General features: G+C 68.2%; 12 protein-coding genes and 2 pseudogenes. 8 read left to right on the top strand and 6 right to left on the bottom strand.

All coding sequences use genetic code 11. From position 1 onward, the window contains the following. Positions 1-31: 31 nt before the first annotated feature. Positions 32-460, top strand: coding sequence for a hypothetical protein (locus ACFYY8_RS18600; RefSeq protein WP_390042291.1), 429 nt, complete (start codon positions 32-34; stop codon positions 458-460). On the opposite strand, the gene ACFYY8_RS18595 is transcribed toward ACFYY8_RS18600, so the two are convergent. The 3 genes from ACFYY8_RS18595 to ACFYY8_RS18585 form a co-directional block, all read right to left on the bottom strand. After that, the gene (locus ACFYY8_RS18595; protein ID WP_390042289.1) at positions 461-811 is read right to left on the bottom strand and encodes a hypothetical protein; all 351 of its coding nucleotides are present in this window, start codon (positions 809-811) and stop codon (positions 461-463) included. Further along, positions 786-965, bottom strand: coding sequence for a hypothetical protein (locus ACFYY8_RS18590; RefSeq protein WP_390042287.1), 180 nt, complete (start codon positions 963-965; stop codon positions 786-788). Before ACFYY8_RS18590 ends, ACFYY8_RS18595 begins: the two co-directional genes overlap by 26 nt. Before the next feature lie 228 nt (positions 966-1193). After that, on the bottom strand, positions 1194-1604 hold the full coding sequence (locus ACFYY8_RS18585) for a hypothetical protein (RefSeq protein WP_390042285.1): 411 nt from the start codon (positions 1602-1604) through the stop codon (positions 1194-1196). A gap of 573 nt (positions 1605-2177) precedes the next feature. Here ACFYY8_RS18585 and ACFYY8_RS18580 point away from each other — a divergent pair. Next, a complete protein-coding gene (locus tag ACFYY8_RS18580) occupies positions 2178-2516 on the top strand; it encodes a hypothetical protein (protein WP_390042283.1) in 339 nt (112 codons plus the stop codon). A 12-nt stretch (positions 2517-2528) separates the two neighbouring features. Here the strand turns inward: ACFYY8_RS18580 and ACFYY8_RS18575 are convergent. Then, positions 2529-2810: pseudogene (locus ACFYY8_RS18575) on the bottom strand (DUF6245 family protein); the annotation flags it as partial. 119 nt (positions 2811-2929) lie between these two features. Between ACFYY8_RS18575 and ACFYY8_RS18570 the strand changes: the two are divergent. Continuing rightward, complete coding sequence (locus ACFYY8_RS18570; protein ID WP_390042281.1) at positions 2930-3169, top strand: hypothetical protein; 240 nt, start codon at positions 2930-2932, stop codon at positions 3167-3169. Between the two features lie 148 nt (positions 3170-3317). Here the strand turns inward: ACFYY8_RS18570 and ACFYY8_RS18565 are convergent, their stop codons facing one another. Together ACFYY8_RS18565 and ACFYY8_RS18560 are read right to left on the bottom strand one after the other, a co-directional pair. Next, on the bottom strand, positions 3318-5237 hold the full coding sequence (locus ACFYY8_RS18565; RefSeq protein ID WP_390042279.1) for an amino acid transporter: 1920 nt from the start codon (positions 5235-5237) through the stop codon (positions 3318-3320). A 428-nt stretch (positions 5238-5665) separates the two neighbouring features. Next, positions 5666-6151 carry a GbsR/MarR family transcriptional regulator gene (locus ACFYY8_RS18560; protein WP_390042277.1) on the bottom strand — a complete coding sequence of 162 codons (486 nt, stop codon included), beginning with the start codon at positions 6149-6151 and terminating at the stop codon, positions 5666-5668. Positions 6152-6283: 132 nt separating this feature from the next. Here ACFYY8_RS18560 and ACFYY8_RS18555 point away from each other — a divergent pair, with 132 nt between their 5' ends. From ACFYY8_RS18555 to ACFYY8_RS18535, 5 genes and pseudogenes are all read left to right on the top strand, one after another. After that, positions 6284-7543, top strand: a complete 1260-nt coding sequence (locus ACFYY8_RS18555; protein ID WP_390042275.1) for a glycosyltransferase — start codon at positions 6284-6286, stop codon at positions 7541-7543. Positions 7544-7861: 318 nt separating this feature from the next. Next, entirely contained in the window at positions 7862-8491 is a 630-nt protein-coding gene (locus tag ACFYY8_RS18550; RefSeq protein ID WP_390042273.1) for a hypothetical protein, read from the top strand. A gap of 39 nt (positions 8492-8530) precedes the next feature. Further along, positions 8531-9300: pseudogene (locus ACFYY8_RS18545) on the top strand (transposase family protein). A 201-nt stretch (positions 9301-9501) separates the two neighbouring features. After that, positions 9502-10614, top strand: coding sequence for an FAD-dependent monooxygenase (locus ACFYY8_RS18540; protein ID WP_390042271.1), 1113 nt, complete (start codon positions 9502-9504; stop codon positions 10612-10614). Further along, positions 10614-12149: a hypothetical protein gene (locus ACFYY8_RS18535; RefSeq protein ID WP_390042269.1), complete on the top strand. Its 1536-nt coding sequence runs from the start codon at positions 10614-10616 to the stop codon at positions 12147-12149. Before ACFYY8_RS18540 ends, ACFYY8_RS18535 begins: the two co-directional genes overlap by 1 nt. The last annotated feature ends 62 nt before the right edge of the window (positions 12150-12211 follow it).

Genomic DNA, 12211 nt, shown 5'->3' with positions numbered 1-12211 from the left:
GGTAGGTATCGGTTCACCCGGGACGGCTGAGGTGGCAGGCCGCGGCCCGGCGCCGAAGGACAACGCCGTCCGGCGCAACACGGTTGACCTCTCCCACCTGGAGGGCGACGAGGACGTCCCTGACAAGCTGAAGAAGCTGTTCAAGAGGGACGCCTACTCGGTGGCCACCTGCCGCTGGTGGGACACCTGGGTCGAGTCCGACCAGGCCGAGAGCTGCAAGACCACCGACTGGATGCGGCTCCAGATGCTGGCCCCCCTCGTCGAGGCGTACTTCCGCCGGCCTGGGCACAACGCCCTGGCCGAGATCCGGCAGAACGAGTCGCTTCTGGGCGCGACCATCACCGACCGCAAGCGGCTCAGGATGGGCGAGAAGCCAGAGCCCGGCGACGGCAAGGACGGCTCCGAGCTGCCCGAGGGCGTCGCCGACTTCGAGCTGTACAAGTCGCCTGGGGGCGCGTAGTCACGGCGCGTGATACAGCCTGTTGCCTTCGACGAGACCCGCGATGAATGAAAATCCTAACAGGGCCCAGCACCATAGCGGTGCAGATGCTGTTGCGAATACATGAAATAACGCCGCACTGTTAAAAATACCGCCGGCTAGAGCAATAAAAAACCACAATCTGACCGATGCTAGCCTTTGATCCACGTACGCATGGCAAGCTTCTTCCAAATATTGCCCCGCCGCAAATAGTATAATCGATGCGACCAGCAGAACCGCCATACCTGGAGTCAGTGGCCATTTGTTGAATGGGGCTCGCCCTGGAGTGAAAAGAGAAAAGAACTCATCAAACCAGCCGGTTAATATCGCCACCCATTCCATCCCTCGTCGGCCTAAACCATTGCGACGAGACGTCATCTGAAACGACGAATTGAAACAGGGCGATAAGCCCGCCCAGCACTCCGAGAATGTCAATAATCAGCCGGAAAAGAGTGCTCTTCTTGGCCCCGCCACCGTCGGCCATCACGCACCTCCGTCCTTGCCCATGCCGTTCCAGTGCACATCCGCTCTAGGCGGCTGGCAAGCTCCATGTCACGGCGGCAGTAGTCGCTCTGCCTTCAGGCGGAGCATGGCTCCTGGTGGCGAGCTTCGCAGAGCCCCCTTGCAGGCTGCTTGATTGGGGGTTCCAGCTCCCGCATCCACGTCCGAGAACGTCGGCGACTTCGAGCTACACAAGGCTCTGGGAGGTGCGTGATCAGGGCTCCAGCTCGCGCACCTTTGTGCGAGCCTTGCGCAGCTTCTCGTACGCCTTCCTGGCTTTCTCGGCTTCGGCCTGACCGTTGTACCAAGAAGTCCGCAACTTCGGAAACCAAGCGCCGATTTTTTCTGGGTTCTTGAATAGATAAACTACAGCTGAAGAAATCCCTACCCCGCTTGCTCCGGTCACAAACAATTCCAACAGGAGCGGTGAATTCATGGAGACGCGCGCTAGCCGTACACGTCTGGGATTTATATCAGAAAGCAGCTCCTCCAAGCGTGCCTCCACCCATCCCCGACGTAGGTGATCTTCCACTACGTCATTACCCACCCAAGGTTCATCCAGTCCTGACCGTTTGATACGCAAGGCGATATCCACCGCATCGACAAACGCACTCAATGTCGCCATGAGGTCTAGGGCCTCCGAAAATGGCGGCGCGGCGGAGTATGTTGGAGGTGCTTCACCGTCATATGGATGGTTGATTACTACTTCAAGTCTGCGTTGCGTCTGAGTGCGCTCGCCTGCGATTGATCCCGCCATAAATTCTGGATCATAGACCGCCGGGCGGCGTGCTTGATCTGCTATGACCAACTTCGTCCTGGCCGAGGAAGATGTGCAGTTGGCAAGCTTGGGAGCACCTTCGGCACGAACCGTACAAACCGGCCAGGGTGTACGAAAACACTTGTCGAGCTGCCCGAGTGCTCGGCCGACTTCGAGCCGTACAAGGCTCTGGGAGGCGCATGATCAGCTCTCCAGCTCGCGCACCTTTGTGCGAGCCGCATACAGCTTCTCGTATGACTTCCTAGCCTTCTCGGCTTCGGCGCGGCCGTTGTACCAGGCGGTCTGGAGCTTCGGGAACCACTCGCCGACCTTGTCTGGATTCTTAAACAGATACACAACCGCAGAGACGAGACCTGCACCACCTACTGCTTGTGTGGCAAGGCCGTCCCGCGCGCGTCCGACCTACGACCTGGACCGGGAGTGGCAACGCCGCTTTCCGAACATGACCGGGACGCTCGCCTGCCCCTGCGCGCTGACAACTCCTGGCAATGCCAGGACGGCCGTGACCGCTACGTGGAGGGGCATATCCCCGCCCTCGACTCCGACGGCATGCTCAAGCCCCCAAGTCGGGACTTCGACTCCTGGTGTCACGTCGGACCGCCCGGAACGCATGTCGCCAGAGTGCTCATCAACCCGTGGTCCGGGCTGCTGCAGGGGGCCGAGGAGTACCTGCGCCACACCGTGGGGCGCTCAGGCCTCGCGCCCGAGGTGGTGTGCCGCCTCCAGAGAGTCCTCGACGTCTGGGACGCCCACCACTGATCTGGAGGGCGGTCAGCCGTCGCCGAGGACGTCCTGCAGCCCGTCGAGCATGCCGAGCAGGATGTCGACGCTGGCGGCCGCGTCCAGCAGCGCCTGACGGGCCGCCTTCATCTCCGCGATCCCGGCCGTGACGCCTTCCACGGAGGGGGCCTGGCCGTTCGCGATGACGGAGAGCAGGCGCTGCAGTCCGTCGGCGGCGTGCGCGGCGGCCACCGGGATCGGCCCGGTCGAGGGGTCCTGGGCGATCTGCCGCAACGGGCCGGCCACCCGTACCGTCTGCCAGCGCAGGAACTCAGTGAGCTTGCCCGCCTATTCGTCGACGCCTGCGGCTATCAGCTGCTGGCGGTGCGCGGCGAACAACTCGTCGACGTCGCCGGCGAGGGACTCGAATCGTCAGTGAAGGGATGCTCCGGATGCTGCGGACACGGCGCTGGTGGATCAAGGGAGCCCGCGCCACGGCGCTGCAGGGCTACCTGCTCGGCCACACTCACGGCCTGCTGGACCGGCTGCTGGACGCAGCCGTCGACGCCGAAGCCAGCAGCACCCCGGCCGCCTCAGAGGGCGAGGGCTGGGTGATGGTACGCCTGGGCGGGCTGTTCCGGCTCGCCGCCGACGAAGGCCTGCTCCCCGTTCGGCAACCGGCCCGTCAGTAGCCGTGCCTGCCTGGGCCGGCGACCGCAGGAACCTGTGGGCAAGCGACGGCTACCCTCCAGCTCGCAGAGGTGTGCGGGATTCTTCGCGCACATGTGCAGGGTGTCGCGAAAGACGTGAAGGCCCGCCCGCCGGGCGCTGGAGCGAAAGTCAGCCGACGTGGACGAGGGGGCGCCGGGCGGTGTCGGGTTCGGCCTGGCGCAGCACCTCACGGGTCAGCGGCGGGACGTCGCCACCGCCGAAGACCAGATAACGCAGCAGGGCGCCGATCGGGTTGCCCTCGGCGGCCCAGTGGAAGTACACGTGCGGCATCTTGCCGGTCTGGTCGCGCAGGTGCAGCAGCAGGGCCGCGATCGCGTTGGCGACGGTGGGGCTTTGCATGCGCAGGATGCGGAAACCGTGGCGTTCCTCGCCGACGACGCGCAGTTCGGAGGCGAATTCGGAGGCGTCGGGGACGGTGACCTCCAAAAACAGCAGGCCTTCGCTGCTGCGCAGACGGTGCAGTTCCCAGGCCTCGCGTGCTTTGTCGACGTACTCCTTGCCGTCACGCGCGTTCGGCTCGTTGGCGATCAGGTGGATCTCGCCGGTCTCGTTGAGGTACCGGCGGGCCAGGTCGTCCAGGGTGATGTGGGTGACCCGCAGCTCGGTGGATCGGGTGGCGCGGGAGATCAGTGAGGTGATGACGATGGCCAGGACGAACAGCAGGGCGATGACCAGGCCGTCGGGACGTTCGATGATGTTGGCCACGGTGGCGTAGGCGAGGATCAGCGTGACGATGCCGAAGGCGATCGCGGCCCGGGTACGGCCGCCGGTCCACGCCGACAGGGTGACGGCGATGGCGGCCGACAGGATCAGGGCGAGCACGCCGGTGGCGTAGGCCCCGCCCTGGGATTCGACGTCGGCGCCGAAGACCAGCGTGATGAGAAAGGAGATGGCGGTGAAGATCAGCACCATCGGCCGGGCCGCGCGCGACCAGTCCGGGGCCATGCCGTAGCGCGGCAGGTAGCGCGGCACGATGTTGAGCAGCCCGGCCAGCGCCGAGGCGCCGGCGAACCACAGGATCGCGATCGTGGACAGGTCGTAGGCGGTGCCGAACCAGTCGCCCAGGAATTCGTGGGCCAGGTAGGCCAGGGCGCGGCCGTTGGCCTTGCCGCCTTCGGCGAACTCCTCGGCCGGGATCAGTACGGTGGTGGCGAAGCTGGAGGAGATCAGGAACACGCTCATGATGAGCGCCGCGGTGGTCAGCAGCTTCTTCGCCCCCTTGATCCGCTGGACCAGGCCGCCTTTGACCAGGGGCATCACGGCCACGCCGGTCTCGAACCCGGACAGGCCCAGGGCGAGTTTGGGCATGACGTACGCCGAGACGGCGATCATCGCGATCGGGCTGGAGTATTCGGTCGTCACCGCGGTGCCCCAGTCAGTGACCAGGCCGGGCCTGGTGAGCGCATGCTGCAGGGCGACGCCCACCACGACCACGTTCAGCAGGAGGTAGACGGCCACCAGGACGACGGCGATGGAGATGGCCTCGCTGAACCCGGCCAGGAACACCCCGCCCAGGGCGGCGATCAGCACCAGCGTGACCGGAACCTGCCAGTCGGCGAAGAAGGCCGGCACGAACGGGTTGTGCAGGATGTGCGCCGTGGCGTCGGCGGCCGACAGGGTGATCGTCACGATGAAGGCGGTGGCCACGAATCCGAGCAGGAACAGCACCAGAAGTTTGCCGCGCCAGCCGGGCAGCAGGCGTTCCAGCATCGACAACGACCCGAGCCCATGAGGGCTTTCCCTGGCCACCGCCCGGTAGGTCGGCAGCGCGCCGAACAGGGTCAGCGCCACCAGCAGCAGGGTGGCCACCGGGCTGAGCGTTCCGGCGGCCAGCGCGGCGATGCCGGGCTGATATCCCAGGGTGGAGAAGTAGTCCACGCCGGTCAGGCACATCACCTGCCACCAGGCGTGCTGGTGGTCGGGCGGCTCTTCGTGGTGCGGACCGCTGGTTCTGGGATCGGAGCGCTGCAGGCCATGCAGCAACCACCCGCGCAGCCCTGTGTTCGCCGACGTTGACGTGCTGGCCATGATTGTCTCCTTGTGCGTACCCAGTGCCGCCTTGTTCCCAATGGGTGCTCATGGTGCACCAAGGCTTCACCACACACTCAACGGGACCCCCGTTGGCATGCCCTGCGGTCAACGCATCAGGCCTCTCCGCTCGGGCCCTGCCGCCAGCGCAGACGAGCGTGCGGCTTTCTGCACGCGCCACCACCGCTGGCCATCCCCTTCCGCCCCAAGGCCAGGAACGGCGTGGCCTTCACACACGTGTAAGAGGCTCCCGAAATCCCTGCGCCTGCCTTCCCCGGCCGCCTCTGCCCGAGGCTTCGGAAGCCGTCAACACCACCCGCCTGCAAGCCCCACGGAAACCCGCGCTGAGATGGATCAGCCCGTCTACTTTGCGGCTGGGCGCAGCTTCGGGAGTCCTGAGCCCAGAGCCGGTACGGCGGGTGGTCTGTTCAGCGCGATGTCTGCTGCTCCTGCCAGCGGCGCAGCAGACCAGGTAGTTCACCCAGCAGGAATGTGTAGAAGTCGCGCATCCGGCTCAACCGCTCGTGGGCCGGGTCGTCGGGGGCGGTGGTGGCGATGGCGGTCTCGGCGGCCTGCAGCATGACGTGCACGACGGTGTTCTGGGTGGAGAACAGGGTGGGCCAGGCGTCCTCGCGCAGCCGGTAGTGCTCGCGGCGGCTGCCGGGCGCGGGCAGGCGTTCGATCAGACTGACCGACAACAGGGCCTTGATCGCACCGGACACTGAACCCGCGCTGACGCCGAGCCGGTCGGCGATGTCGCCCATGGTGACGGTGGCGGCGTCGGTGAACAGGAACACCGCCAGCGTGCGCGCCGACATGCGTTGCAGGCCGCCCTCGGTCAGCGCCAGAGCCAGCCGTTCGGCGGTCTGCCATCGTTCCTGCTCGCCCATCCGGTCACCTCCGGGCAGCAGCATATCTGAATTTCTGGGCCTTCAGAAATTTCCGAACTTCGGCTATGTTTCTGGTATTCGGCCTGTCACAGGGCCGACGGTGTGCCGGGAAGCCTGGTCGGCGAGCGCAGCAGTCCCTCCAACGAAGGAACGCCGATGAAGGTCCTCATCCTCACCCACGGCACACGCGGAGACGTCCAGCCCTACGCGGCACTCGCCCTGGCGCTGCGCTGGGAGGGGCACGAGGTGCTCCTGGCCGCACCCGCCGCCTCCGCCGCCCTGGCCGAGCCGTACGGTCTGGACTTCGCTCCCCTCCATGACGGGCCCAACACGTTGATCGACGACCCGGAGGTGCGTGAGGCCATCGAGACGAACTACCGCGGTATCCGGGGCAAAAGGGTCGCGCTGCGCGTCATGCGGCGCAGCAAGCCCCTCCTCGCCAGAGCGCTGGAGGACGCGGCCCGGGTCGCCGAGAGCGGCGCGGACGTGGTCGTGCACGCCCCGAGCATCCCCGGCCAGCACATCGCCGAGAAACTCGGTGTTCCCGCGGTTCCCGCCCTCCTGCAACCGGTCTGGGTGCCGACCGGAGCCTTCCGCAACCCGATGCTTCCCATCTCGCTGCCGCGAGCGCTGAACCGGGCCTCGTACCTGCCGTTCCGGCTGATGCTGCGCTTCATGGGTGGAAAACAGCTGCGCGAGGACATCCTCCACCTGCCCCGCAGGCGAGGCGCGTACGACTTCCTGCGCCGCCCCGGCGGTGAACCCGCCACCGTGCTCCAGGGGTTCAGCCCCCACCTGCTGCCCGACGACGTGGACTATCCGACGTGGGTGCACACCACGGGCTTCTGGTTCCTGCCCACCCCGCCGGACTGGGAGCCCTCAGCCGAACTCGCCGCGTTCCTGGACGAGGGAGAACCGCCCGTCTACATCGGGTTCGGCAGCATGGCCGGCACCGACCCGCACCGTCTCGGCCGAATCGTGACACAGGCGGTGAAGCTCGCCCGGGTACGAGCGGTGGTGGCCGCCGGGTGGGGCGGCATCCGGATCGAGAACCCGCCCCGGGAGATGTTCCTGCTCGACCAGGCCCCCCATGACTGGTTGTTCCCCCGTATGGCGGCCGTCGTCCATCACGGCGGCAGCGGCACTACCGGCGCCGCGCTGGCCTCTGGACGTCCCCAGGTGGTGTGCCCCTTCGTCGCCGACCAGCCGTTCTGGGCGGACCGTGCGCACACCGCCGGAGTGGCCCCACCTCCGCGGCCACAGCGCCGCCTGACCGCGGAAGACCTGGCCGAAGCCATCCGCCGAACCGTCACCGACCGTGCCATCGCCGAACGGGCCGAGCAGCTCGGGCGGACGATCCTTACCGAGAACGGCGCGGCCAAGGCCGTCGACGTCCTGAAGAGAGTGCTGGCATAAGCCCACTCCTGCATCTGCCGAGGCCTTCGGGAAGCCGTCGACGCCGCCCGCAAGCCCCGAGGAGCCGACGTCCGGCCCGTACGGCGGAGCAGGTGGGGGTTGCGGGCGGGCAAGCGACGGCTATCCTCCAGGCCGGGCAGGGGCAGGCCACCATCGAGGAGGTGGCGCTGGATCGCCTCCCGCGCGCGCCCGCGCGAGAGGCTCGCGAAACTCGCAGAACTTCCCGTACTGACGACGCCGGACGGCTGGAATGGCGAGCATGCCGTTACTTCCGCTGCTTCCGCGCCGTCGTCTCCGCCCTTCCGTCACCGAGCCGTCATGGTCACGCCCCCGCCGCTGCGCACGCCCCGGTCTGTTCTCTGGTGGATCGTCTGCGTGACCGTGCTGGTCGGTGTCGCGGTCGCCGCCACGTTGTGGTGGCTCCTGGCCGACCCGGCCGCCGCGATTCCCGCCCCGAACCCCGGCGCCGGTGGGGCGGGGAGTGCGCGGGGAGAGACGCTGCGCACCGCGCTGGCCACCGGAGCCGCAATCGGAGCGGCGGTCACGCTGATGCTGGCCTTCCGCCGCCAGCACCACCAGGAGGTCACCGCCGCGCACACCACCCACGACGCGACCGAACGCCGGGTGACCGACCTGTACACCAAGGCCGCCGAGCAACTCGGCCATGAGGCGGCCGCCGTACGACTGGCCGGCCTGTACGCGCTGGAGCGCCTGGCGCAGGACAACCCCGGCCACCGGCAGACCATCGTCAACGTCATCTGCGCCTATCTGAGGATGCCGTGGATGTCGCCCTCCAACAGCACCCGGCAGGACCAAGCGTCTGCTGTTCCGCGCGCCGCCATCGCCGGAGCTCCCACCCCCGCCACCGGACGCGACCCACACGAAGAACTCCAGGTCCGTCTCACCGCCCAGCGCATTCTGGAAGAACACCTTCGCAACGGCTGCTAAATCTTGTTGCAGAAGCGTGTGGTTGGGCATCTTCCTTGTATGGGCGGGGTGTTGCGCGCTGATCCTTTATGGGTGGAGACCTTCACCGGACTGCGAATGAGCCGCTTTGATCGGCTGCTGCGGATGGTGCGGGAGCGGGGCGGAAACGGTCCCGGCGGCGGGCGCCCTGACGTCTGCCCCTGGCCGAGCGCGTGCTCCTGGTAGCCGTCTACTACCGCACCAACCTCACCATGCGCCGGCTCGCACCGCTGTTCGGGATCTCCGCGGCGACCGTCTGCCGCGTCATCGGCCGGCTGGGTCCCCTGCTCGCCCTCGAACCCGCCTCCAGGCCGGCCGACGCGGTGGAACGGCTGTGGATCGTCGACGGCACCCTCATCCCGGTACGGGACCGCACCGTCGGCGCCTCCAGCCGTAACCACCGGTTCTCAGCGAATGTGCAGGTCGTCATCGACGCCGATACCCGCCTGGTCGTGGCGACCGCCCGACCGGCCCCGGGTAACAAGGCCGACGCCCATGTCCGGCGGGCCTCGGACCTACCGGCCCGGTGCCAGGGCATGAACGTCCTGGCCGACGGCGCCTACCCGAACACCGGCCTGATCGTCCCCCACCGCAAACGGGCGGGCAGACCCTTGCTCCGGGCCCAGGAAGAAGACAACGCCGAGCATCGGCGTATCCGCGCCCGCGTCGAGCATGTCTTCGGCCGCATGAAGAACTACAAGATCCTGCGCGACTGCCGACAAAGAGGAACCGGTCTCCACCACGCCGTCCAAGCCGTCGCCCACATGCACAACCTCGCCCTCACACCATGACCACGACAGTCACCACCCCGGCCCCGACCTGCCTAAACACCACCTTCTGCAACAAGCTTTAGGGCGTGGCAGATGCGTGTGAGCGTGCTGAAGCGGATGGCCTAAACGCGATCATTCCCGGCGGATGCCCGATGCGCCACGGAGGGTGAGTCATATGGTGGCTGAGACGGGGGGAGTGCGGTGTCAATGGGCCGGAGCGCCGTGATCGTTGGTGGGGGGATCGGTGGACTGGCGGCCGCCGTCGCATTGGGGCGGCGGGGGTGGGAGGTTGAGGTCTGGGAGCGGGCTTCGGAGTTCGCCGAGATCGGGGCGGGGATCTCGCTGTGGCCCAATGCGCTGCGGGCTCTCGGTGAGCTGGACCTGGGAGAGACCGTGCAGGGGCTGGGGGCCGTCGAGGCGGCCGGAGGCGTGCGGGACCGGGCGGGCCGATGGCTGTCTCGGACCGACGGGGCCGAGATCGAGCGCCGGTTCGGGCTGCCCATGGTCATCCTGCACCGGGCCGAACTGGTGCGGGTGCTGGTCGAATCACTGCCCGCTGAGGTGCTCCGGGGCTCGACCGAGGTGACGGGCGTCCGGGACGACGGTGACGGCGTCGTGGTCTCGCACCAGGGCGGGACTCGGCGGGTCGACCTGGTGGTGGGGGCCGACGGGTTGCACAGCACCGTGCGGCGGCACGGGTGGCCCGCGGCCGCAGGACCCCGGTACGCCGGGTACACCGCCTGGCGCATGGTCAGCGGGCCGCTGCCACGAGGTCTGGGCGAAGGGGCCGCCTTCTGGGGGCGCGGTGAGAGGTTCGGGTTCACCTCGATGCCGGGCGGGCGTGCCTACTGCTTCGCCACCGCGACCGTGCCCGCCGGCGAGGCCGCCGCTGGCGGAGAACACGCCGAGCTCACGCGGCGCTTCGGAGGCTGGGCCGATCCCATTCCGGCGCTACTGGCCGCTGTCCCCGCATCCGACGTCCTCCGTCATGACGTCTACGACCTGCCTCCGCTGGCCTCCTTTATGAGCGGACGGGTGGCGCTGCTCGGCGACGCCGCACATGCGATGACCCCCAACCTCGGCCAGGGAGCCTGCCAGGCACTCGAGGACGCAGTCGTCTTGGCGGCCTGCCTTGACGAGCCCGGCGGCCTCGACCGCTACGACGAACTGCGTCGGGCCCGCACCCAGATGGTCGCGCGGCGCTCCGCCCGCCTCGGCGCCATCGGCCAGCTGGCCTGGCCGCCGGCCGCCCTCGCCCGCGACCTGGCCGCCCGGCTCACTCCCAGCGCCGCGACCTTGCGGTCGATGACACCGATTCTGGACTGGCGGCCCTGATGCCCGACTGGACCTACCACCCGCTGCGCGGCATCACGGCCGCCGTCCTGGGCGTCCGCCGGTCGCGGCGCGTCGCCCTGCACGCCCTGGCCACCCTGGTCTCCCTTCCCAGCGGCCGCCGGGTCGTCTCCCTGGCGTTCGGCCACCGCCCCGCCCCGCCCGACCTGGCCGGAACGGTCGCCGGCGTCCCGGTGGCCTCCCGCCTGGGCGCGATCGTGCCGCCGGCCGTGGCCCGCGACGCGATCCGCGCCCTCCCCACCCAGGGCGCCGGCTTCATCGTGATCGCCCCGGTCACTCCCGCCGACGTCCCTCAGGTCCTCGAGGCGACCGCGGGCCGCCGGCGTCCCGTCTTCATTCGGTCCACCGACCCCGAGACCGCCGCGGCACTCGCCCCGCACATCGACGGCGTCCTCCTCGAGAACGCGCGGCTGGTTTCGGTGAGCGCTCCGGGGACCGCCGAAGCAGTGGCTCTGCTGCAGGACGGCGGCACCGTACTGGCAACTCCGACAGTCCTGGTAACGGAAGGGCCCGGGTGGTTCCAAAGGGTGACGGAGGCAGCGACACCAACGCATCCGGCGACGGGGTTGCGGGCGGTGGGGTGGGATCCCCGGCGGTGGCCCGCCTGGTGGTGGGGGTTCTGCGTCGGAGCCGGGATGATCGGCGGGGGGCTCGGTGCGGCGCTGATCACCCTCGGTCCCGTGCTGCTCTGGTACGACCGTGACTTCCTCGGCACCGATCTGAACGGGCTGCACCACATCAACCACCACCTGGTGCATTTCCTGCAGCACGACCGGATCACCATGGCCGCCACCATGGTCGCGATCGGGGTGCTCTACGTGGGCCTGGCCGTCGGCGGGATCCGGCGCGGCTGGCCCTGGGCCCGAAACGCCTACCTGGTGTCCGGCTACATCGGGTTCCCCACCCTCTTCTATTTCCTGGGCTTCGGTTTCCTGGAGCCCCTGCACACCGCGGTCGCCGTCGTCCTGTTCCCGATGTTCGTGCTCGCGACCCGCCGCAGCCCCGACCGGCCGCGATGGACGCTCCAGCCGGACGGCCCGGAGCCCGAGCGGCTCCGGGCGCACCTCGGCCAGCTACTGATGATCATTACGGGCGTCGGGCTGTTCATTGGTGGCGCGGTCGTCTCTGTCGTCGGCCTTACGCACGTGTTCGTCCCCAGCGACCTGGTCTTCCTGCAGACCACGTCCGAAGATCTGCAGGCGGCCAACGTGCATCTGGTGCCGTTCATCGCCCATGACCGGGCCGGTTTCGGCGGAGCCTTGACGGCCGCGGCGGCGGCGATCACCGGCCTGAGCGCCTGGGGCTGGCGCCGCGGCGAGGCCTGGATCTGGTGGACCCTGGCCCTCGCCGCCCTGATCGGCTTCCTCCCCCCGATCGTCATCCACGCCCACGCCGGCTACACCGACTTCTGGCACTTGGCCCCCGTCTACTTCGGCTCCCTGCTGACCATCCTCGCCCTCGCGCTGGCCCGCCCTTACCTCTGCAACAAGATGGCTTCAACCGACCGCTCCTCATGAATATCTGCGATTGGGGGTCCATCTGGGCCCACCCTGATCTGGTTACGGGATAACCTTCGTTA

The sequence above is a fragment of the Streptosporangium sp. NPDC001559 genome (assembly GCF_042893955.1).
In the GTDB taxonomy this organism is placed as follows: Bacteria; Actinomycetota; Actinomycetes; order Streptosporangiales; family Streptosporangiaceae; genus Streptosporangium.
This window is presented reverse-complemented; position numbering and strand designations above follow the sequence as displayed.

Bases quoted from the DNA above. Each gene is read 5' to 3' on its own strand.
- ACFYY8_RS18565 (WP_390042279.1), bottom strand. From the start codon at position 5,237: ATGGCCAGCACGTCAACGTCGGCGAACACAGGGCTGCGCGGGTGGTTG.
- ACFYY8_RS18570 (WP_390042281.1), top strand. From the start codon at position 2,930: ATGCTGCGGACACGGCGCTGGTGGATCAAGGGAGCCCGCGCCACGGCG.
- ACFYY8_RS18560 (WP_390042277.1), bottom strand. From the start codon at position 6,151: ATGCTGCTGCCCGGAGGTGACCGGATGGGCGAGCAGGAACGATGGCAG.
- ACFYY8_RS18550 (WP_390042273.1), top strand. From the start codon at position 7,862: ATGGTCACGCCCCCGCCGCTGCGCACGCCCCGGTCTGTTCTCTGGTGG.
- ACFYY8_RS18535 (WP_390042269.1), top strand. From the start codon at position 10,614: ATGCCCGACTGGACCTACCACCCGCTGCGCGGCATCACGGCCGCCGTC.
- ACFYY8_RS18555 (WP_390042275.1), top strand. From the start codon at position 6,284: ATGAAGGTCCTCATCCTCACCCACGGCACACGCGGAGACGTCCAGCCC.
- ACFYY8_RS18585 (WP_390042285.1), bottom strand. From the start codon at position 1,604: ATGGCGACATTGAGTGCGTTTGTCGATGCGGTGGATATCGCCTTGCGT.